The sequence below is a fragment of the Pseudoalteromonas sp. MMG013 genome (assembly GCF_018100885.1).
Classification (GTDB): domain Bacteria; phylum Pseudomonadota; class Gammaproteobacteria; order Enterobacterales; family Alteromonadaceae; genus Pseudoalteromonas; species Pseudoalteromonas aurantia.
This window is the reverse complement of record NZ_JAGJEE010000020.1, coordinates 63,983-85,900: the sequence shown is the minus strand read 5'-3', so window position 1 is coordinate 85,900 and position 21,918 is coordinate 63,983. Positions and strand designations below refer to the sequence as shown.

The window sequence follows — 21,918 nt, the reverse complement described above, 5'->3', positions numbered from 1 at the left end:
CTGCGCATTTGTTTAAGGTATGACTCCCCCGAAAACGATACTCGCGATTTTCTGGCGCAGACTGAGAACTCGGCATGTCTATAAAACACCGAAATGTCGCGGTGATACAGGCTAAAAGTTTATCTAACATGGAGTAAGTATCCACATCTAAGTATGTACATCGTAGCGCTAATGGATTTATGATGATGGCTTGATTAGGTATATGTAAGGGTTGATGTGTCGTTCTATCTATTACTATTATTAGTGACTTTTGCGTTATTTGGGGTGTCGGCAACTTACTTTTCGCGATTTCTCTACGATTATTGGATTAAGAAAGAAATTAATGTTGTTTATATTTGGCGTGCGGGTGGATGTGCCCTAGTGATAATTGTATTGTCACTCGTAGGGCAATTGATAAGGTAGTTACTTGATCGTAAATGCTTCACATTTTTTATTAATACAGAGTGATTGAATAGGCAGTACTTGCTTACATACATCGACACTCGCTTGTTGCTTATTACTCATCTGCTCTTGTTTTGTTATCTGTGCAGCCATCTTTTCAACAAGGTCTTCGTTTAAACTTTTATTAGAATAGATCAAATATTCGCTAGGACCACCACAAGCAGGGCGCTCTCCGATACTGAGTACCTTACATTGAAAGCTTGCATCACAAGATTTATCTGCAATCAGAGTTGTCAATGAGGGGGAGGAGCCGTCGTTGTTATAGTTGAGAGGAGAGCTGGCACAGCCAGCTAAGAGTAAAATAGTTATTGAGTAAGCAATGCTTTTCATCATGGCTCCTTAGTAAGTCGCTTGTGCACTGCCTTCAATTTTAACACATTTGTTTTCAACACATTGGGTGCTTGGTTGCGTTAAGTGCTGACAAATACTGACCATACGGTTTTTTGCATTATACTGGCTTTCTAAATGAGTAATTTTACCAGCTAGTGTGGATACTTTATGTGGGCTTGCGTATTTTTTTGAGAAGACAAGGTAGCTACTAGGTCCGCCACATGCTCGACTACCTACTGGCATCACCTGACATTGTAGGGTGTTGTCACACGTATTGTTTTTGGTTAGTTCAGTTAACTGCTTACGCACACTTACAAGATTTTCGTTTATTTTTGGCATTACTACTTGCGTATCGAGGCGTAGCTTGTTTGTTTGAGCTGTTTGAGCTGTTTGAGCTGTTTGAGCTGTTTGAGCTGTTTGAGCTGTTTGAGCTGTTTGAGCTGTTTGAGTTGTTTGAGCTGTTTGAGCTGTTTGAGCTGTTTGAGCTGTTTGAGCTGTAGACCCACATCCGATTATGAAAAGAGGCAAAAGCGCACTGATGAGCAATTGTTGCATTGTAAGGGTATCCTGAGTTATTTATGATCCAGTTTGCCTTTGTTTTCACAACGATACAAGGCCATTGACGCTTAAAAGTATTAAACCAATGGCCTAAAGTAAGCTTATAGCCCGCCCTGAGTTAACTTATTTGGATCGAGTAATGCGCTAAGTTCTTCGATGGATAGGTCGGTATTTTCACTGGCAACGTCAATGATTGGCCTACTTTCTTTGTAAGCTAATTTAGCAATTTTTGCTGCTTTCTCGTAACCGATAACAGGGTTTAATGCGGTCACTAATATAGGGTTTTTAGCGAGAGCTTTCTTTATGTTGCGTTCGTTTATCTCAAAACTAGAGATGGCTTTATCGGCGAGTAAACGGCTTACATTAGATAATACATCGATACTTTCTAATATGTTATGGGCAATAACTGGTAGCATTACATTCAGTTCAAAGTTACCAGATTGGCCTGCCACCGTAATTGTTGCGTCGTTGCCAATAACTTGGGCACTCACCATCGCTGTAGCTTCAGGTATTACAGGGTTTACTTTGCCGGGCATAATGGAAGAACCTGGCTGTAATGCTTCAAGTTCAATCTCGCTGAGGCCCGCTAATGGTCCAGAATTCATCCAGCGAAGGTCATTCGCAACCTTCATGTTAGCGACAGCCAATGTTTTCAACTGGCCTGACAGTGCAACAATGGCATCTTGAGAGCCAATACTGTAAAAGAAGTTTTGACTTGCAGAGAATCGAATTCCGACATTACTACTGAGGTATTGATTGAATAAGTTAGAAAACTTAGCGTCTGCATTTACGCCTGTTCCGACAGCAGTGCCACCTTGAGCTAGTTCAAATACTTTTTCAACGCTTGTTAGTATCCCTTGATACGCGTTATCTATTTGATGCTGCCACCCGCTGAGACTTTGTGCAAATGTTACCGGCATAGCGTCCATTAAATGCGTTCTACCGGTTTTTACATGATGGCCAATACTTGCTGATTTTTGCTCAATACTCTGTGAAAGGTGCTTAAGTGCAGGTAATAAGTCATAAATAACAGCGATTGCACTACTTACGTGAATGGCCGTTGGTATGACATCATTAGAGCTTTGCCCCATATTAACATGATCATTTGGATGGACATCTAGGCCGCTTTGCTGACTGGCAAGCGTGGCAATCACTTCATTGGCATTCATATTTGAACTCGTGCCTGAGCCTGTTTGAAATACATCTACAGGGAAATGTGCCAAATGTTCTCCATCAATAATACTTTGCGCAGCACTGATGATGGCTTTCGCTATATCTGCATCTAAGTGTCCTAATTCTGCATTAGTTTCAGCAGCTGCTTGTTTGATATAAGCCAGTGACTGGATGAAAGCGGCTGGCATGGTTAGGTTGCTGACTGTGAAATTATTGATGGCTCGTTGAGTTTGGGCTTGATATAAAGCGGTTTCAGGTACTTCTAAAGTACCCATACTGTCTGAAGCTTGGCGAAAGGTGGTCATGCTGACTCCTAAGAATAAGGGTTAAATATATGGCTGATAACTCGTGCTTCATGTTCTATTTTTAGGAAGCGAGATCTGCCATGTGGAATGGATTTATAATAGCGTTTTAATGCGAGTAGTGGTTTATAAAGCTGGTCTTGACATTGCTGTCGCAATGCTTGATGCACTAGCGGGTCAGCAATGTTATGGAGAAGTTCATCAAAGGTTCTCTTTAAATATAGCTCTTGTAACAACATGCATTTATTGCATCCGTACCATTTGGCAAGTGTGATACCGGCATCGATAAACTGTGCCACAACCATGGGCGCTTCGAGCTGGGGTCTTTTACAATGAGTGGCTAGTTTTGGAGAATAAGAGCTGACAGCCTGATGAGGATGCATAGCAAACCCTTTTAGTGTAACGATAACCATTATCATTACACTAAAAGGGTTTTAGCGCAATAGAAGAGTGTGTGTGGTCATGACTAGTTGTAACCGAGTATAAAGGTGTATGCTGTGGCTGGCACATCTTCTTGTTCTGTTGGCGTTAAGAGATTTTGCACTTCTTTACGGTATTCTTCACTAGTAACAAATAAGTTGTCGTCATGCTCGTTAACCAAGCCTGTGTCATTGATGGGCATATGCGTAATTGTTGAAATAAACATAATTGTTGTCCTATGGTTTGTTAATATATTACATAGTAGATAAAGCAGTGATTGTGCCAATAACAAAAAGGCATATAAAACATAGTTTTAAGTTTTTTTCTCTGTGTATGCTTGCAATTTGCAATTGATATTGCATCAATATAGCGCAAAGATGAATGATCAAGGTGCATATATGAGTGTAGATAAACCCTTTTCTCAGGCATGTGAAAATAATAAAGAGCCTATTTTAAATATTTTAAAACCCTTACTTGCCACATGTGAAAAAGTCCTAGAAGTTGGTTCTGGAACAGGGCAACACAGTGTTCACTTTGCTCATGCTTTACCTCATTTACAATGGCAAGCCAGCGATCGAGCAGTCAATCATGCGGGTATTTTAAGTTGGCATCATGATGCGCAACTAAGTAACTTAAACGCGCCAATTGAGCTGGACTTACAGAATGCTTGGCCTCTAGAGGATGTACCAGCCATTTATACGGCGAATACATTACACATTGTGAGTAAAAACTTAGTAGAAAGATTTTTTCTAGGAGTAAAAAAACATTTACGCCAACAGGGCTTATTGATTATCTATGGCCCATTTAACTATGATGGGCAGTTTACAAGCAGTAGTAATGCCGCATTTCACCAACATTTGTTGCAACGAGATCCGCACAGTGGGATCCGAGATGTTGAATGGATCATTGAGTTGGCACATCAAAGTGGGCTCGACTTATTAGCAGATCATGCTATGCCAGCGAATAACCGATTATTGGTCTTTAAAAGGTAGCTGAGTGAGGCATTGTTCGGCGTATTGCGCTACGTGCGTACGCTCCCGAGCGATGAAGTCTGTGATTGCGCTGGCAAACATTGGATGTGCGACTTGGTGGGCTGAATAGGTGATAACAGGTTCAAAGCCTCTCGTTAATTTATGCTCACCTTGGGCACCAGCATCAAAGCGATTAAGTTTATTGTGTATCGCAAATTCAATGCCTTGGTAATAACATAATTCAAAATGGAGATGCTGATAATCAGCGAGCGATCCCCAATATCTTCCATATAAAGTGTCACCATCGCTTAGATAAAGGCTCGCGGCCACGAGGGCTTGGTTGCTGTAAGCTATACACAAATGTATATTATTCGACATTGAGTGCTTAATCTCATTAAAAAATGCCCAATTAAGGTAGCCTGAGTGGCCTGAGCGTTTTAAATAAGTTTGTTGATAACAAGCAAAAAAGCCTTGCATATGTTCCGTAGAGATATCGTCGCCACTTAACCACACAATATCGAGTGATTGTGCAGAGATATGGTTGCGCTCTTTTTTAATCATTTTGCGTTTTCGGGCGGTCATGGTTGCTAAAAAATCATCAAAGCATTGAAAGTACTTATTTTGCCAATGGAACTGCACGGCATGGCGAACCATCATAGTATTACTAAAATGCCCTGCTTCGGTCAAAAAATTAATATGTGTACTAGACCATTGCTTTAGGGTCATTGCTTGTTGCAATACTTGGCAAATATATTCCACTATTTCGTCAGTGAGCTCTAATGTAAGTATGCGCCTCCCTGTTATTGGAGTAAATGGAATGCCAGAGAGCCACTTCGGGTAGTAAGCTAAATGGTGGTTTTCGTATGCTTCAGCCCAAGACCAGTCAAAAACATATTCGCCATATGAGTGAGATTTAATATAGCCAGGCACTAATGCAATTAACTGTGAATCTTGATAAACCGCTAAATGCTGAGGCTGCCAGCCAGTCTTATGAGTGACGCATTGGCTGTGCTCAAGTGCCGCAAGCCATTCATAGCGGCAGAATAAATCATGTTGCGCTAGAGTATTCCATTGTTGTAGTCCAATGGTTGAGATTTCGCTAAAGAATTGAGAGCTAAGCATAATGATAACAAGTCACGGTGATTAAATAGTTCAATTTGGCATAAGTCCTTATCGTACGTGAGAAGGTATCGCAGTCCAAGTCTCTAAGGTAAATATGCTTTAACAGTACTGTGCTAAGCACTGGGCAAGTTTATCACGCTCCAAAGGTTTTGCTAGGTGCTGATTAAATCCAACTGCGAGGGCATGTGCTTTGTCTTCTGGCATAACGTCTGCGGTTAAAGCAATGATGGGGAGTTGTGTCGCATCTTTTTTTTGTCTTATCAGTGACGTTGCTTGATAGCCATCCATAACAGGCATTTGGCAGTCCATGAGTATCAAATCATACTCATCTACATCTACGGCATTGACTGCTTGTTGCCCATTTTCTACGATCGTATGGCTTATTTTAAATGTATCAAGCATCGCTTTAATGACAAGCTTATTAACAGGGTTATCCTCGGCAACTAAGATATGCAGCTTGTGCAGCTGTTGCGTATCAATCTCTAATTTGTGAATTGTTGGTGGTTGGCTTAATTCACATTTGATGCTGAGTGTAAAACAACTTCCGTGTCCCACTTGACTGTCAATTGATAGGCTACCTTGCATTAGTTCTGCGAGTTCTTTAGCAATAGCTAAGCCAAGCCCCGTCCCTCCAAATTCACGAGATGTAGAGCTATCAGCTTGGTTAAAGGCATTAAAAACATCTTTATATTGAGATGCCTTGATACCAATACCTGTATCTGTGACGCTAAATAGCAATTGGCAATGCGGTGCTATTTCGTCCACTTCCAATTTTACGTTAATGCCACCATGCTGAGTGAATTTTACTGCGTTACTGCAAAGGTTAATCAGGATCTGTTCAATGCGCATTTCATCGCCTTTGACCCAGCATTCATTTTGTAAGTTGTGATGGATTGTCCAAGTAATATTTTTGTTGTTTGCTGAGGTCGCAAACATAGAGTCAATTCGTTTTAATAAAGCTTGCAGCTCAAAAGTATGTTTATCTAGGTGTAAACGGTTTGACTCAATTTTCGCGATATCTAAAATATCGTTCACGAGGTTTAATAAGGTTTTTGATGCGGAACCAATTCGATGGATATAGTTTTGCAGTTGGGCGGTATTTTGATTATCAATAGCCAAAGAAGCGAAGCCGATGACGGCATTTAAAGGAGTTCTAATTTCGTGGCTCATGTTCGCTAAAAAGCGACTTTTTGCTTGGTTGGCTTCATCTGACTGCTGCTTCGCGTTTGCTAATGATTGGGTTCGTCGCTCGACAAGGTTATTTAAGGCATGATGCTGATAATTAAAGAGTAATAAAATAAATGTTATCAGTGCCGTAATGGTTAACTGCAGCGTCAATAAAAATAAAGTTTGCAACTTGTTTACGTGGGAAGTGAATGCATCTTTCACTGACAGCTTCATATGCCACTTTTGACCCGCAACATGCAAAGGAACAACCCATTTAGTTGTCGTTGTTTTTTTTTGCCCTTCATAGCTTTGATAAAAAGCATGATCATTTTTATCGTCAAAAAACGCAATATCAAATCGTTGTGCTTGGGCTTGTTTTAATACCTCATTCAACAGAATGTCTACTTGAATGACTCCCGTTGCGTACCCTTTGAGTGAGTGAGTTTGCTTAGTTAAGTGCTCATAAACAGGTGATACAAGCAAGTAAGCTGGAGATGGGCGGCTTTCTTGTACTAAAAATATAATATGAGTCGCTTGGGGTTCTTGTGCAATGAGTGCCTTTTTGAGTGCTCCTTGTCGTTGTGGATTGGCATAAATATTAAGCCCAAGCGCACCGTAGTTACTTTGTTCTGGGGAGATATATTTCACTACAACCATCGGATCTGTGAGTAACAGTGGCTGACCTTTAATTTTAACATTAGGTCCGTAAAGTGTTTTTAATTGCTCATTCATTGCACTTTGTTTGTTTTGCTTTAAATAAGCGTTCCAAGATAGAGCGCGGATGAAAGTGTATTCTTTTCTTATTTCGTTGCTGATATCCATAAAAGATTGACGGTCAAAGTTTGGCGTTGATTGAAGTTGGTTAGCCAGTCTTTGAACTGCAAGCATACTGCGGTTCACATATCGATAAATAATATGCTCGATAATTTTCACTTCGCGCTCAGCTGCAATATGTGCATTTTTATTGTTGTTTTCATTATATAAGTAGGTTGTCATAGCAACTGAGAAAAAGAGTACGATACAGGCGCTCAAAGTACCCAATAAGTTATGCTTGGGGACCGGTTTATTAAGCCAGGGGTTAACTAGAATAAGGCACACGGGCGCACAAATGAGTACCCCGAGGGAGTCACCAAGCCACCATGCCAGCATATTCTGCCAGTGGTCTGAAAAGTGATAATCCGGATGGTAAAAACTCAAAGACAGCACGCCGATATTTGCTGAAATGAGATTAACGGCAATACCGAGGATTAAAACAAAATAAACAATGTGTCTGCGACTATTGAGGAGGAGTGGGTGGCCTAGCCAATCGCGTAAAATGTAACCCCCTAACGTTGCTTGAATGAGTGCGCCTGTAGCAACAATAAACGTTTGTATTACGTTTGCAAAAGGCACCGTTTGTGGCTGCCAGCCATATACAGAACCCCAATTAAAAGCGAATGATGCAAACAGTAATCCAGGGATGAATCGCCAGCCCCATATATACACGCCAATTAATGCTATGCCAGCAGGCAACCAAATAGGAAGGACTTGATCTTGAAAAGCAAAAGCACTGAGTACTTTCCCGGAACAGAAATAGCCAAATACAAAAAGTGCATAGCAGAGCCAGCTTTGCCAATTGTGCTTAAAAGTTAACGTCATAGAGTTTTAGGGTAATGGTTCGCTCATTGAGTATAGCCGCGTTTTTTGATGAAGGCACGGATGTAAGTTGATGTTTAGTGCAACTTTAATACGTCGATTTAAACAGCTCGCGGTGCATGGGTGATAAAATTAAATGAGCAAATGATAGTATTTATATTACTTAACGAATGATGTTACTACAAAACATATTAGGCATAAAAAAACCGCGCTTTATTAAAAAGTGCGGTTTCTTATAAGAAATGGCGGAGAAGGAGGGATTCGAACCCTCGATAGGGCTACAAACCCTATACTCCCTTAGCAGGGGAGCGCCTTCAGCCACTCGGCCACCTCTCCGGCGCAAAACTGTAAAAATATGGCGGAGAGATAGGGATTTGAACCCTAGAAGGGCTACAAACCCTTGCCGGTTTTCAAGACCGGTGCTTTCGACCACTCAGCCATCTCTCCAGAGCCACTGATAATACTTAGCGAAAGAGCTGCTGTAAACTACTTTTGAACTGTTTGCACAAAATTTACACTGTTTTTCGTGATTTATTTAAAAAAACAAGAAAAATGTCGTAAATTTATGGAGTTGGAGTAGGCGGATTTTGTATTAGAGGTCACTCATTAACGGATGGTGACCTCAGTGACAAGGTCATCACTTAAGAAGAGACACGAAGCTTAAAGCATATAATTTACCGAAGCGATTTAAATAGGTCATCCAGTCAAAGCGTACTTTGGTTGGTGTTGGTGTTACAGTTTCATTATAAGTGGTTGCAGAATTAAGCATGGTCGGTTCCTATCAAGTCAAAGAGTATGTAAAACAAGGCTATTTTGCGTGCGATTAGATTAAAAATAAAGCGATAAAAATTATCGCTTTCGGATAAGTAAAACTAATGCATTTTTGTTTATTTATTTTTGTTTATTTTTTATTGTGCAATTCTATTCAGTTTTTTAATGCTTTGTTTTTTTGTATTTTGTTGTTTATTTTTGATTTTTATTTTTTTTGTGGTTTTTTTGAGTTTTATTTTGACTAATTATTCATATTAATTAATTTAATTATTTAGGGGTTCTATGCTGGTTGTAGTGAAACCAAGTGCTGCAGTGAGTACTCAGCGGCACTTAGATTGGGTAAAAAAACAAATTCAATGTAAAAAAATGACTTGTGACTGGTTTTTTACCACGGGAAACTTTATTAATGACGTAAAAAATATCCGTCAGTTATCGCAAGGACAAGATGTTGTAGTCGTTATTGGTGGCGACGGAACGTTACATTTAGTGATCAATGCTATTGTGGGGTTAACTTGCCGCTTTGCATTGTTACCTGCAGGAACAGGTAATGACTTTGCAAGGCAGTTTGGTTATTCATTATCACAGTGGCGGCAGAGTATTTTTTCAACTAAATATTCGGCGGTTGATGTAGGCAAGGTAAATTCGCGGTACTTCGTCAACATGATGGGGGTTGGCTTCAGTGCTAAAGTAGTGAGAGCAATCAAATCTCAGAACAAGCGAAATAAGTTAAGTTATGTTTGGGCTGGGCTATTGAACCTTGTTTCGTACCAAAGTGTGAAGGTTGCAAGCTCGCTCGGTCACCCGACACCTATGATGATGATGTTGATAGCGAACGGTCGATATTTTGCAGCAGGTCTGCCTTGTGCGCCTAGCGCTGATGCTCAAAATGGGACTCTGACTTGCTTAGAATTTCATGCCGATTCACTTATTACAAGGCTGATGACTTTTTTGTTAATGCTGTTCGCTCAACATGAGCGGTTATCGATTGTACATAAAACAGAGTCACAGCAATTTAGTATTGATGCTGTGGGGTTAGATATAGAAGCCGATGGAGAGATCATAGGAGAAACTCCAGCGCACGTTAGTTGTTTTCCGAAAGCGATTGAAATATGTATTTTGTAATAAAAATAAACGCCGTCAGTGGCTGACGGCGTTTGAGTGACAAGGTTTAGCTTCTCACTGGGGATTGAATTAAATGTAGTTTCAGTTTATCAAAAGGGGTAAGTACAATGGCATTACCTAGCAGCACTAAGCTAAAGCCGATGAAAGTATTCGATTGCCAAGTAAAGTTTTCAAAATATGTACTCAATAGTACAGCGACCAAAGGGAACAACACGATAATGTAGCTGGCCTTTTCAGGCCCTATGTTTTTAAGCAATGAGAAGTAGCTTGCAAAAGCAATAACAGTACCAAACACTGCGAGGTATAAAAGTGAGCTCCAATATTGCCAGTTGGCGTGAATGATCAGTGATTCACCAGCTAAAACAACATAGGCACCGAGCAGTATACTGCTATATAGCATGCCCCATGCGTTGCCTTGTAGAACGCCAATGTTGTTATTTGAATTTCTTACGCTGACCATGTTGCCGAATGAAGCAATTAATGTACCGAGTAGCGCAAGTCCTAGGCCAATTATCGCGCCACTATTGAGGTCAAATTGTCGTAAGTCATGCCAAAAAAGTGCGGTAATCCCGAATAACCCGAACGTAGCACCAAAATATATTCTTTTGGCAATGGGCTTGCCAAAGAATAAGCGCGTATTGATAATGTTGAGCACTAAAAGTAGAGAAAATGCAATGGATGCCATGGCTGAGTTTAGATACCCTTGTGCGAAGTACAGCATCAAGTAATTCAAGCCGAAGTTCCCCATTGCGAGCAAAATGAAAAAGCAATGGTTTTTAAGGTTAAACCGCATGGGCATACGTTTTATAATGACATAAGCCCACATGCAAATGGCTGCAAGGGTAAACCTTAGGCACAATGAGACAACTTCATTAACTTCACCTAGCTGAAACTCAATCGCTAACCACGTTGACCCCCAAATTAATACGGTCATTGTATACAGTAGTATACTTTTCATTTCATGCCCTTTAAGGTTTGTAAGTATAAACTTACTATTTATTATGATGAGAAGATGTACTATTGTAGAGACTTAATGTGTATATGCTATATACAGAATAAGTAAAAAAAGACCTATACAGATGAGTGGTATATGAGTTTTGTTATTTCGAAACAGCACAAACGATTTTTGTATGAGCAAGTGATCACACTTGTTGATGATATGGTTTGCCAAGGCACTTTATGTCCTGGTGATAAGCTGCCATCATTGCGAGCAATGGCAAGTAAGCTTGAGGTGAGTATTCCCACTGTAAAGCAGGCGTATCAAACATTAGAGGCTCAAGGTAAGGTAAGAGCGCAAGAGAAATCGGGCTATTTCTTACAAGCCGCACAGGTCAGCAGTTCAATGCCTAAGCGGGTGAAGTTGCCGCAAAAACCGGTTGTGGTGAATAAACAGCAACTTATAGAGCAGGTGTATGACGCGATTCATCAACCTCATGTTGTGTCATTTGGTATTGCGAATCCAGTGATGGTTGCCAGCACTGAAAAGGTATTAGCGAAATTAATGCGTCGAGCTATGCACAACATGGGGGAGGGTATGCTGAGTTACGGGGCAATGGATGGCTTACACCGATTAAAGCAGCAAATTGCATACCGTTACTTAGATTTGGGTTTAGCGGTTAATACAGAAGAACTCGTGATCACCAATGGGGCTCAAGAAGCGTTAGCCATAGCACTGCAGTGTGTTGCCTGCGTTGGTGATGTGGTGGCTATCGAGTCTCCTTGCTATTTTGGTATTGTAGAACTAGTGGAAAGTCTTGGGCTGAGAGCCATTGAAATTCCAGTGTGTCCCGATGATGGTGTATGGCTGTCTGATTTAAATGAAGCGTTGCTCAAACATGATATAAAAGCGTGCGTATTTTCTACAAGTATCAATAATCCGTTAGGCTCGTTTATGCCAGATATTCGTCGCAGGGCACTGGTTGAGTTGTTAGAGCGACATCGGGTCACGCTGATTGAGGATGATGTTTACGGGGATCTGCACTTTACTGAGCGACGTGGAAAGCCTGCTCAGTGTTTTACATCATCGGGCCATGTTATTACATGCGCCTCTTTTTCAAAAACGGCAGCGCCAAGCTATCGTGTTGGCTGGATGGTGGCGGGTCCTCATATTGCAAAAGCACGGCGTTTAAAACGAGCGTTAAGTTGCTCCAGTTCATTGATGAATCAATGGGTGCTAGCTGACTATTTGGCTGGTGGAGAATATGACCGGCATCTAAAGCTGATGCGTAAGCGCTTACTAGATAATAAAGCGCAGATGGTTGCTGCATTGCGTCGATATTTTCCAAGTTCAGTACGATTGAGCGATCCACAAGGGGGGTGTGTTATTTGGGTCGACTTGGGTCGTCAATATAGCGGCTCCAAATTGTTTCAATTGGCCATTACACAAGGGGTCAGTATTACACCTGGTGTACTGTTTAGCGCGGGTACGCAATATGAATCATGTATACGCATGAGTTATGGCTTAGTATGGAGTGAGGTTGTAGAGCAGGCCATTGCTTTATTAGGTCAGCTTTTACCTGAAGCAAAAAAATAGCCAGTTAATGACTGACTATTTCAGTTGGGAGATAGTTTTTCAACGTTGCGTATTGGCTACCTTTATTGGGTGTTAAAAACAGAGTAACCTGCAAACTCGGGAATATTTTGGCTTAACTGTTGTTCTTTTTGGGCTATGTCTTCAAATTGACCGCATAGTTGATTTGCTTGCTTTTCTATGACTCGAGCTTGCATTTCAACTTTTTCTTCTATGGCTTGTCCCATAGTCTCCATGCGTTGCTCGAAGCTACTCATATCACCATTTGAATTCGTCATTTCAGACCCAATTGCCACTAAAATACTACCAATAGACTCCATCATGGCACCTTGGAGTGCTGATTCGATCCGTTCTTCAAACTGTTGGTCGAAGTTATTACCAAATTGGTCAAATGTTTGCTTCCCCATAACAAAAGCACCGTCTTGGTAGAAGGTCTCGTTAATTTCAAGATGCAGCTCATCGAGTACGGAGCCGATAGAATCCAGACTGTTTAGTTGTAGTGCATTGCTTACTTCATCTAATGCTACCCTAGCTATTTTTACACCTTCTAGCGCAATATTTGCTACTTTTGGTAACTGAACGCGTAACGAGTCAGCGTAGTTGCGCATGGCATCTTGTTGTGTTGGTGTTAGGGACACTCTTTCACCATCCTTTAATACGTCCCCACTGTCATTAATTGTCCACTTCCTTTGTTGTGCCGTGGTGATGTGTAATTGTTCTGGTGTGATCATTACATCATTTTTGAACTTAACCTGGCACTCGTCGGAGTTGAATTGCAACGAGTGGCTATGGGTTGCAAATGCGCTAGAGCTGGTAATAAATGCGCCGAGAATAAGTAATTTTTTCATGACAATGCCTTGATTTTAATTGGGTTAGTTTTTAATAATCAAGATGAGTGCCAATTTTATTTTTGTTATTTATCAATCGCGTACGCTTTTTAGTTGTGATGAAAGAGCTGGTTAAATGGTAAAGAAGACTAAATGTTAGCGAAGTTGACCATAAAAAATGATGGATAAGTATTTTCTATTTACACGATAAAAAATTCTCATTGTTCAGAATGGTAATTTCGAACTAAACACTAAGAAGTGAACAGCAGTAAGCCACTTGATGAACGTGGCTACGCTGTTTTTGTAACGTGATTGGAGCAGACTGTGGGTAAAACATATTCATATGATGGGCTTGATGATGATTTTACAGCTAGTGAATTTGATGAGTTAGAGCGAAATCAACATGATAAGCAAAGACGTAAAGTGAAACGTAAGATTGAGGACTATCTTGAGCAGAAGCGGTTGCGTAAAGATGTTGGTGATAGCGATTTTGATTATTTGGAGTAGGTAAGTGTATCAGATATAAATAAGCTCAGAAGTATGGTGCCTTTAACCTTAAGCGCTATGCTAGCGCTTTTTCAATGTCATTGCGTAGCTTATTGGGCTTTGTGGTGGGGGCATAACGTTTGATTGGCTGCCCTGCTTTGTTAATTAAAAATTTACTAAAGTTCCACTTGATCCGTTGCCCAAACAGGCCGGGTAGCTGTGCTTTAAGGTAAATATAGACAGGGTGAGTATGCTCTCCATTGACGTCAATTTTTTCCATGATGGTAAAATCAACCCCGTAATTAATTAAGCAACCTTGCTGAATTTGTTCTGGACTACCGGGTTCTTGTTGACCAAATTGATTACAGGGAAAGCCGATTATCACCAGCCCTTGTTCAGCATACTGCTGATGTAGCGCTTGTAACCCTTCGTATTGCGGTGTTAAGCCACATTCACTTGCTGTGTTTACAATCAGCACCGTTTTACCTTGCAAAGACGAGAAGTCGAATGGTTGGCCTTGTAATGTGGTGGCAGAAAACTGATAAAAGGTATCCATAAGAGGTCCTATTTTTGGGTTTTTAATGATAACAACTACTCTAGCATACACTTAATTAACGTGTTCGAGTAAAAACTCAATTAATAACCGTACTCGATACGGCATGAGATCTTTGCGTGGGTAAACTAGCCACGTGGCATTATCTTGCACTTGAAAGTCTGGCAAAAGGTAAATGAGCCTGCCACTTGCAATAGACTCGGTAACAATATCTTGTGCTAAATGTGCAATTCCTAACCCTTGTATACATGCCTTGAGAATAGCGTGCGGATTGTTGCTACGCCAATTGCCTGTTACTTTAATCTCTTTCACTTGCTGAGTAATATTAAACCGCCAGCGGTTATTAATAGCAATTAAACAGTTGTGATTGACCAATTCATAGGGATGAATTGGGATAGGGGTGTTTGCTATGTATTCAGGGCTAGCGACAAGACTCATAGGACGATGACACAACTTTCGCGCGATGAGGTTCGAATCTTGAAGCCTGCCAAAGCGAATGGCTAAGTCGAACCCCTCTTCTATTAAATCAATATTTCGATTATTAAAATCAAACTCTATGCTGACCTCAGGGTAACGTTTTAAAAACTCAGCAACAATGGGGGCGATGCTGTTGGCGACAAAATCCCCAGCCCCACTGATGCGAATTAACCCTTTGGGTTGCCTTTGAATACCCTGAATATGATTTGTTGCATCGACTAGCTCCTGCTGAATAACTTTAAGCTTAATCGCATATTCCCGACCACTATCGGTAAGGTTTTGGGTACGTGTGGTGCGATGAATTAATATGGTACCAAGACGCTGCTCTAACTGTTGAATTTGTCTGCTAACGTAAGATGTTGATACATCAAGTACATTGGCTGCTTTACTAAAGCTGCCGTGTTCAACAACCGCTAAGAAAACATCTAACCCTTGCCACATGATATGACCTCTCTATATATAGATAAATTCATTATATACGCTTTATTATTGCTGTGTAGCAAAGGTAATTTGCCATTTGACAGCTGTTTGTTTATCTATATTGAAATTAAACTACACAATTAAAAGGTGAAATAGGTCACTACATTTCGGTACCGGAGCAAGTAAAGTAATGTTAAATTTTAATTTTGTAAACCCAACACATATTCACTTTGGTGCGCAACAGATTTTAGAAATCAAGCACAATATATCGGCAAGCGCTAAGGTGCTGGTGGTATATGGTGGGGGCAGTATTAAGAAAAATGGGATCTATAATCAAGTTGTTGAAGCGCTAAGCGGGTTTGAGTGGGGAGAATTCTCTGGTATTGAACCTAACCCGAGTTATCAAACATGTATGCGTGCTGTTGAGCTGATAAAAGCTGAAGGTTATGATTTTATCTTGGCTGTTGGCGGTGGTTCTGTGATTGATGGGTGTAAGTTTATTGCTGCGGCCTCGATGTTTGACGCAGAGCCTTGGGATATTCTAGCTAAGGGCGCACAAATTAGTAAAGCACTGCCAATTGGTGTGGTGCTGACGTTGCCCGCTACCGGATCTGAGTCAAATAGTTTCAGCGTTATTTCAAACATTGAAACTGAAGACAAACTACCGTTTGCGTCTGCATTAGTACAGCCTCAATTTGCCGTACTGGATCCAAATGTGATGCAATCACTTCCTAAGCGCCAGCTGACTAATGGGGTTGTTGATGCGTTTGTACATACTATGGAGCAGTATTTAACCTACCCTGTCGATGCCAAAGTTCAAGACCGCTTTGCTGAAGGATTACTATTAACGTTAATTGAAGAGGGGCCTAAAGTATTAAATGATGAAGCCAGTTATCAAACACGCGCAAATGTTATGTGGTCTGCAACCATGGCATTGAATGGTTTGATTGGCGCTGGGGTACCACAAGATTGGGCAACACATATGATTGGTCATGAGATCACCGCTTTATATGGATTAGATCATGCACAAACTTTAGCGATTGTTTTACCTCGTATGATGGTACAGCAGCGGCAAGAAAAGCGTGAAAAATTATTACAGTATGCAGAACGAGTCTTTGGCTTAGATATTACAGATCCTGAAGGGGCTATTTCAGAAGCAATCGTGCTGACTGAACAGTTTTTTCATCAGGTTAATATGCCTACACGTTTTAGTGATCATGGTTTGGGTGAAGAGGTTGCACAGCAAGTATGTGCGCAATTAGAACGCCATGGCATGGTGGCATTAGGTGAACATCAAGCTGTTACCTTAGAAAAAAGTAAACGCATATTATTAGCGAGCGTGTAATGCACGTTACACAGCTTGTTATTTTGACGATGGATGTATGACATATCACAGCGACATGAGGCATAGCTTGCCATTCTATTGCAATTTTAGCTGATAAGGTCAGACTTTCATCGCATCTATTGATGCGTTGCTCTAAAGAGTTTGTCATACTCAAAGCGATTCAAATAACCAAATAGAGACTTGAGGGGGGCGCAATGGTTAAAGTTTGGGATGGCTTTGTTAGGGGGTTTCATTGGTTATTGGTGTGCGGGATTACAATCTTGTATATCAGTGGTGATGAGGGGTGGCTGGACCTACACTTTGTGACGGGGTATGTGTTGTTGGCATTGATGTTAACTCGTATTATATGGGGTTGCTTTGGCAGTAGTACCGCGCGGTTAGCTTCACTTTTTCACTCGCCTAAGGCTGTAATGAATGCGTTGCTAAAAGATCAACCGACAACGGGGCATAACCCAGCTGGAAGTGTGATGGTTTTAGTCTTTTTTACTCTGATATTCATCCAGCTATTAAGTGGGTTAATGAGTAGCGACGATATATTAATCGAAGGACCGTTAGTACAGTATGTGCCATATGCATGGGTGGAGCTTGCTAATGATTTACATCGAGACAACATTGACTTGTTACTGATGGCGATTGGAATACATATTGGTGCTATTGCATTCTATCGCATGAAAGGAAAAAAACTGGTTAAGACATTGGTGACGGGGTATACCACAGAATCGGCGGATAAGCCGTTTATGCGTTCCGGAAAGGTGGCTTATATCATTTTTGTTGTGCTTTCCACAGGGGTATTGTATTTATGGGGTCAGGAGCCTTTGATGGCTTTATTTAACGTTGGTTAGACAATAGATAAAACGGTGTGTTCACACCGTTTTATACTTTAGCCCGGTAGTATAAACCTAGTCTTTAAACGATTTATGACAATCTTTACAACCTTTAGCCCAGTTTTTAAAAGCAGGTGCAATGGTTTTTTTATCTCCCGATTGTGCTGCAACCGCGAGTGCTTGTGCATATTCCGCAAATGATTTAGCTTTAGCGTCAAATTTAGCTCGGTCACTCCAGATTGCAGGTAATGCACTTGTATCGCCTTTATCTGATCCTGTAGTAAATGCTTCCCATGGCAGGCTTGAAAGGCTTGCTGCATTATTAGCGCGTTGAGCAAATTTATCTGCATCAAAAGGCACCTTTCCCTTGAGCATGTCACCCATGTCGCCAATTTGATAACGAATTAATTGAAATGCAGCTTTCCTATATTCGATAGCGTCTTCTGGTTTATCAAAGAGTGAGTTTGCCGCTACATTCGTTGATATAGCGGATAAGAATGCACTTAATATAATCAGTTTTTTCATGTTTTGCCCCTAAGTTATGTGACTTATGTTTTACGTAAATGCATTAGAAAAGGCAAGCGTGATGCGATAACTTGGCTTGAATGATGGTCAATATGCCAATTTAAAATGAGATAAGTCACTTTTATGATGATGTTGTTTACTTTTTTTTACAAAAAAATACCCATTAATTTCAGTTGGTTATGGTTTTTATTTGACTGTATGTAAATGGGGGATTTAGTTTGTGTATTTTCGGTGTTGATTACGTTGGCACTTTCACACTATATTAATGTTCCTTCGCATTGGTCAAATAAGATCAACAAACGTAATAGTTACCAATGTGAGGGTTAACAATAAAGATGGTGGCTGTTAAAACAGTTAACAACAAGTCCTAGGGGAATTTAATGTCTAAGCTAATCAAGAAATCAACAATTGCAGCTGCGGTTGGTAGTGTACTACTCACAGCGGGTGTTTCTGCAAACACGGCAAATATGGTAAATAATTTTGCCAATTTTGATGCTGTTAAAGTGACAGCGCAAGATACGAAAAAGAATGAGCCAACTTCTTATTTAATCGTACTGAAAGCAACGTCAGCGGCGAGCTTATATGCACAGGGCACATACCAGTCGGGTGATGCACGTGCAACAATGGCGCAAATTTCACAACTTCAAGAAGCGTTAACGCTTGAACTAAACAGTTTAGACTTCAATGCGAAAGTTATTGGTCAAACACGTGTTTTAGCCCCTACACTCATTGTTGAAGCGTCAAAAGAAGCGCTAGCAGCGATTGAAAAAGACGCACGCGTAGAACGTGTGTTACCTATGTTTGATTCTGAACTACACATTGCAGAATCATCTGACTACATTAAAGCAACGCCAGTACGTACTGAAGGTTTGGCTACAGGTATGGGCCAAAAGGTCGCTGTACTAGATACGGGTATTGATTATACTCACAAAATCTTCAATGAAGCTGCCGGTACAGTTGAAGCGTATGAAGCTGCTCAAGCCGATCCAACAACCGTTGCATGGCCTCAAGGTCAAGTCAAAGGCGGTTACGATTATATGCGTAACGATGCGGATCCAATTGAGAATGATCCAGAGGTTCCTACTGAAGAGGATGAACCAACAAACCACGGTACATCGGTTTCTCACTCAGTGACAGGTGTTGCACCAGACGTTGAGCTATATGTTTATTCTGTCTGTGGCGGTGGTTGTCCAAGCGCAGCACAAGCTGCGGCACTCGAGTCAGCAATGGATCCTAATGGGGATGGCGATATTTCAGACCGTGTAGATGTGATCAACATGTCTCTCGGTGGTGAGTTCGGTGATACATACACAGGCAGTGGTACACAATACCTTATTCAACGCGCTGTTGATTTGGGTGTGAATATGGTTATTTCAGCAGGTAATGACGGTGACCATCCATTCCGTATCGGTGGTCCAAGTACGACACCAAATGCACTATCAGTGGGTGCAATGACACACCCAACATTAGAAGAAGGTATTGCATCAGGTACTGTTGCAGGTGCTGAGACGGTTATTCAAGCTGCAAGCTTTGGTCCACAGGACGCGTTCTCGTTCAGCAACACGAATGCAGAGCTTGTATACCCTGATGCAAACCAAAATGGTTGCGATGCATTTGCTGACGACGTGGACTTCACAGGTAAAGCGGTATTGATTGACCGTGGTGCATGTGCATTCGTCACTAAAGTATTAAATGCACAAGCTAAAGGCGCAGCATTTGTACTGATTGCTAATAACACCGATAATGGTACTCCTGCGCCAATGGGTGGCAGCTCTACAGAAGTCACTATTTTCTCTGTAGGTGTGAACTTCCAAGCGGGTAAAGCGATAAAAGACAAATTAGCAGCAGGTGAAACAGCAGAATACGCGATTCAAGTTGAGATGAAGAATGTTGCTGGTGCAGTTGCAGACTTCTCTTCACGTGGTCCTTCAGTCAATGGTCTATTAAAACCAGAAATCACAGCGCCAGGTGTGAAGATTCAAGTTGCAGCAACGGGTACGCAAGATAAGGTTGCAGGCGCAACGGGTACTTCGTTCTCAGGTCCAATGACAGCAGGTGCTGTGGCACTTGTTCGTGAAGCGTTACCAGAGCGTAATGCATACGAAATTAAAGCAACCATCATGAACACCGCTGATCTGAACGTAACAGTTGAAGCAACATCGATTAACCCTGATTCACCATTAGCACCTATTAGTTTAATCGGTGCAGGTTTAGTGAACGTTGATAAAGCGGTTAAATCACCGGTTGCGGCATGGGTATATCACTCAGAGTTTGATACTAACCAAGCGGCGTTGTCATTTGGTTTTGAGAATGTGTCAGAAGTAACGGCATACACTAAAACTGTGACATTGAAAAACTTCTCAAACGAAGCTAAGACCTATAACCTTCGCACTGAAGCGCGTTATGAAAATGATGCTGCAACGGGTGCTGCTAGCTGGGAAATGCCTGAATCTGTTACTGTACCAGCAGGTCAAACTGTTGAATTTGATGTAACCTTGACGATTGACCCTGCTAAGTTACCTGAGTGGAAACTGAAGAACCCACTTAATGCGGATGAGCTAGCTGAGCGTAGCCCTGCATTGACTTTATCTGAATTTGATGGCGCATTAGTCTTTGATGACCCAAATACTGAAGGTGACCATGATTTACACATTGTTTATCATGCCCTACCGAAAGCGAACGTTGGCTTAGAGCTAGGTTATGAGCTAATGAACGGCAAGGTTAAAGTTGTTGCAACAAACAATGGCTTTAAAGATATTACCCCTATGTCAGAGCAATTAGTTGCAACGGGTACTGAGGTAAGTAAATCTGAAAAAGATTTCAACATTTTAGCCACTACATTTAACGCTGTGACGGCTGAAGGGTGTGATACTGGTGTGGCATTTACTGCTTCAATCATGCTGCGTGATGAGCTAACACACTTGCGTCGAGCGGGTGGTTATGCAATGAATTTAGACCTTGATAACGACGGCACTTACGACTACGCATTAGCGCAGTATAGTGATGTAGGCCGCAGTGCTGCAGTACCTGGTCGCTCACGTACAGTTAGTGGTCCTATTGTTGATGGTGCTCCTCAATGGGCATTGTTAACGAGCATGTATCATACAGCCGGTTCGAACACCGTAACTTTCTCTGGTTGTTCAGACATAATCGGCCTTAATAAAGATAACCTTGGTGATGCAATCACGGTTGAAGCATCAGTAGGTTACGGTTATCAGATTGGTGCATACGATGTAACGGATACACTAACGGGTACAACGACATTCGCAACATCTCCTGCAACATTCACAAATGCAGCAGGTGATGCTGTTACTGAGATTAAGCCTGGTGAAAAAGCGTACATCAATGCTGATTCTGCATTTGCACTTACTTCTGGTGAGCTCGAAGGTGTAATGGCAACGGTAACACCAGCAGTATTAGAAAATGAAAATCCATTCACAGCGCCGAAATTGAATTCAGCTGAGTTTTCAGTAGAAGAAAATACAGCGAAAGATACTGTGATTGGTCAGTTAGAATTAGAAGCACAAGAAAATACCCTTGAAGTTAAAGAGTATTTTGTGAAATCTTCTTCACACACTGCTTTCACAGTAAACATGAACGGTGAAGTGATCGTTGCTAATGCTGATGTGCTTGATTTCGAAGCAGGTAACAACACAGCGAAATTAATGGTTGTTGCAATTGATGTATTTGGTAATGCATCAGAAGCTGCTGAAGTGACAGTAACAATTACGAATACAGTTGATACGGAAGCTGAGCAACCGGCTCCAGAAGAGCCAACAGTACTTCCAGCATCAACAAGTTCTTCTTCAGGTTCTTTGGCTTGGTTAGCACTATTGGCTGCTCCGTTTGCTGCGCTACGTCGTCGTAAGCAAAAGTAAGTTGATAGCTAAAATTAAAAACGCCAGTCAATGACTGGCGT

General features: G+C 41.2%; 20 protein-coding genes and 2 tRNA genes. 7 read left to right on the top strand and 15 right to left on the bottom strand.

The window, feature by feature from the left end:
• Positions 1 to 402 precede the first annotated feature (402 nt).
• From J8L98_RS17005 to J8L98_RS16985, 5 genes are all read right to left on the bottom strand, one after another.
• Positions 403 to 774, bottom strand: a complete 372-nt coding sequence (locus tag J8L98_RS17005; protein WP_247682591.1) for a hypothetical protein — start codon at positions 772 to 774, stop codon at positions 403 to 405.
• A 6-nt stretch (positions 775 to 780) separates the two neighbouring features.
• Positions 781 to 1,326, bottom strand: coding sequence for a hypothetical protein (locus J8L98_RS17000; RefSeq protein WP_210997412.1), 546 nt, complete (start codon positions 1,324 to 1,326; stop codon positions 781 to 783).
• 104 nt (positions 1,327 to 1,430) lie between these two features.
• The gene (locus J8L98_RS16995; RefSeq protein ID WP_210997411.1) at positions 1,431 to 2,807 is read right to left on the bottom strand and encodes a class II fumarate hydratase; all 1,377 of its coding nucleotides are present in this window, start codon (positions 2,805 to 2,807) and stop codon (positions 1,431 to 1,433) included.
• An 8-nt stretch (positions 2,808 to 2,815) separates the two neighbouring features.
• Positions 2,816 to 3,187, bottom strand: a complete 372-nt coding sequence (locus J8L98_RS16990) for a hypothetical protein (RefSeq protein WP_192506212.1) — start codon at positions 3,185 to 3,187, stop codon at positions 2,816 to 2,818.
• Between the two features lie 83 nt (positions 3,188 to 3,270).
• On the bottom strand, positions 3,271 to 3,450 hold the full coding sequence (locus J8L98_RS16985) for a hypothetical protein (RefSeq protein WP_210997410.1): 180 nt from the start codon (positions 3,448 to 3,450) through the stop codon (positions 3,271 to 3,273).
• A gap of 172 nt (positions 3,451 to 3,622) precedes the next feature.
• Here J8L98_RS16985 and J8L98_RS16980 point away from each other — a divergent pair, with 172 nt between their 5' ends.
• A complete protein-coding gene (locus J8L98_RS16980) occupies positions 3,623 to 4,216 on the top strand; it encodes a DUF938 domain-containing protein (RefSeq protein ID WP_210997408.1) in 594 nt (197 codons plus the stop codon).
• On the opposite strand, the gene J8L98_RS16975 is transcribed toward J8L98_RS16980, so the two are convergent.
• The 5 genes from J8L98_RS16975 to J8L98_RS25085 all read right to left on the bottom strand — a co-directional run bounded on the left by J8L98_RS16975 (position 4,196) and on the right by J8L98_RS25085 (position 8,888).
• Complete coding sequence (locus J8L98_RS16975; RefSeq protein WP_210997407.1) at positions 4,196 to 5,317, bottom strand: GNAT family N-acetyltransferase; 1,122 nt, start codon at positions 5,315 to 5,317, stop codon at positions 4,196 to 4,198. The genes J8L98_RS16980 and J8L98_RS16975 overlap by 21 nt on opposite strands.
• A gap of 99 nt (positions 5,318 to 5,416) precedes the next feature.
• A complete protein-coding gene (locus J8L98_RS16970) occupies positions 5,417 to 8,122 on the bottom strand; it encodes an ATP-binding protein (RefSeq protein WP_210997405.1) in 2,706 nt (901 codons plus the stop codon).
• Between the two features lie 240 nt (positions 8,123 to 8,362).
• Positions 8,363 to 8,455, bottom strand: a tRNA-Ser gene (locus tag J8L98_RS16965).
• A 20-nt stretch (positions 8,456 to 8,475) separates the two neighbouring features.
• A tRNA-Ser gene (locus J8L98_RS16960) sits at positions 8,476 to 8,566 on the bottom strand.
• A gap of 190 nt (positions 8,567 to 8,756) precedes the next feature.
• The gene (locus J8L98_RS25085; RefSeq protein ID WP_263973681.1) at positions 8,757 to 8,888 is read right to left on the bottom strand and encodes a hypothetical protein; all 132 of its coding nucleotides are present in this window, start codon (positions 8,886 to 8,888) and stop codon (positions 8,757 to 8,759) included.
• Between the two features lie 284 nt (positions 8,889 to 9,172).
• On the opposite strand from J8L98_RS25085, the gene J8L98_RS16955 reads away from it, so the two are divergent.
• Entirely contained in the window at positions 9,173 to 10,012 is an 840-nt protein-coding gene (locus J8L98_RS16955; protein WP_210997403.1) for a YegS/Rv2252/BmrU family lipid kinase, read from the top strand.
• Between the two features lie 46 nt (positions 10,013 to 10,058).
• Here the strand turns inward: J8L98_RS16955 and J8L98_RS16950 are convergent, their stop codons facing one another.
• A complete protein-coding gene (locus J8L98_RS16950; protein ID WP_210997402.1) occupies positions 10,059 to 10,970 on the bottom strand; it encodes an EamA family transporter in 912 nt (303 codons plus the stop codon).
• A gap of 132 nt (positions 10,971 to 11,102) precedes the next feature.
• Between J8L98_RS16950 and J8L98_RS16945 the strand changes: the two genes are divergently transcribed.
• Positions 11,103 to 12,545, top strand: coding sequence for a PLP-dependent aminotransferase family protein (locus J8L98_RS16945; protein WP_210997401.1), 1,443 nt, complete (start codon positions 11,103 to 11,105; stop codon positions 12,543 to 12,545).
• A 62-nt stretch (positions 12,546 to 12,607) separates the two neighbouring features.
• On the opposite strand, the gene J8L98_RS16940 is transcribed toward J8L98_RS16945, so the two are convergent.
• The gene (locus J8L98_RS16940; RefSeq protein ID WP_210997400.1) at positions 12,608 to 13,390 is read right to left on the bottom strand and encodes a DUF2884 family protein; all 783 of its coding nucleotides are present in this window, start codon (positions 13,388 to 13,390) and stop codon (positions 12,608 to 12,610) included.
• A 303-nt stretch (positions 13,391 to 13,693) separates the two neighbouring features.
• Here J8L98_RS16940 and J8L98_RS16935 point away from each other — a divergent pair, with 303 nt between their 5' ends.
• Complete coding sequence (locus tag J8L98_RS16935; RefSeq protein WP_192506204.1) at positions 13,694 to 13,876, top strand: hypothetical protein; 183 nt, start codon at positions 13,694 to 13,696, stop codon at positions 13,874 to 13,876.
• Positions 13,877 to 13,931: 55 nt separating this feature from the next.
• Here the strand turns inward: J8L98_RS16935 and J8L98_RS16930 are convergent, their stop codons facing one another.
• Both J8L98_RS16930 and J8L98_RS16925 read right to left on the bottom strand, forming a co-directional pair.
• Complete coding sequence (locus J8L98_RS16930; RefSeq protein ID WP_192506203.1) at positions 13,932 to 14,411, bottom strand: glutathione peroxidase; 480 nt, start codon at positions 14,409 to 14,411, stop codon at positions 13,932 to 13,934.
• 51 nt (positions 14,412 to 14,462) lie between these two features.
• Positions 14,463 to 15,326, bottom strand: coding sequence for a LysR family transcriptional regulator (locus tag J8L98_RS16925; protein ID WP_210997399.1), 864 nt, complete (start codon positions 15,324 to 15,326; stop codon positions 14,463 to 14,465).
• 169 nt (positions 15,327 to 15,495) lie between these two features.
• Here J8L98_RS16925 and J8L98_RS16920 point away from each other — a divergent pair, with 169 nt between their 5' ends.
• Together J8L98_RS16920 and J8L98_RS16915 are read left to right on the top strand one after the other, a co-directional pair.
• The gene (locus J8L98_RS16920) at positions 15,496 to 16,650 is read left to right on the top strand and encodes an iron-containing alcohol dehydrogenase (protein ID WP_210997398.1); all 1,155 of its coding nucleotides are present in this window, start codon (positions 15,496 to 15,498) and stop codon (positions 16,648 to 16,650) included.
• A 194-nt stretch (positions 16,651 to 16,844) separates the two neighbouring features.
• Complete coding sequence (locus tag J8L98_RS16915; protein ID WP_210997397.1) at positions 16,845 to 17,492, top strand: cytochrome b/b6 domain-containing protein; 648 nt, start codon at positions 16,845 to 16,847, stop codon at positions 17,490 to 17,492.
• Between the two features lie 57 nt (positions 17,493 to 17,549).
• On the opposite strand, the gene J8L98_RS16910 is transcribed toward J8L98_RS16915, so the two are convergent.
• Complete coding sequence (locus J8L98_RS16910) at positions 17,550 to 17,999, bottom strand: cytochrome c (RefSeq protein WP_210997396.1); 450 nt, start codon at positions 17,997 to 17,999, stop codon at positions 17,550 to 17,552.
• Between the two features lie 380 nt (positions 18,000 to 18,379).
• Between J8L98_RS16910 and J8L98_RS16905 the strand changes: the two genes are divergently transcribed.
• Positions 18,380 to 21,877, top strand: a complete 3,498-nt coding sequence (locus J8L98_RS16905; RefSeq protein ID WP_210997395.1) for a S8 family serine peptidase — start codon at positions 18,380 to 18,382, stop codon at positions 21,875 to 21,877.
• Positions 21,878 to 21,918: the final 41 nt, after the last annotated feature.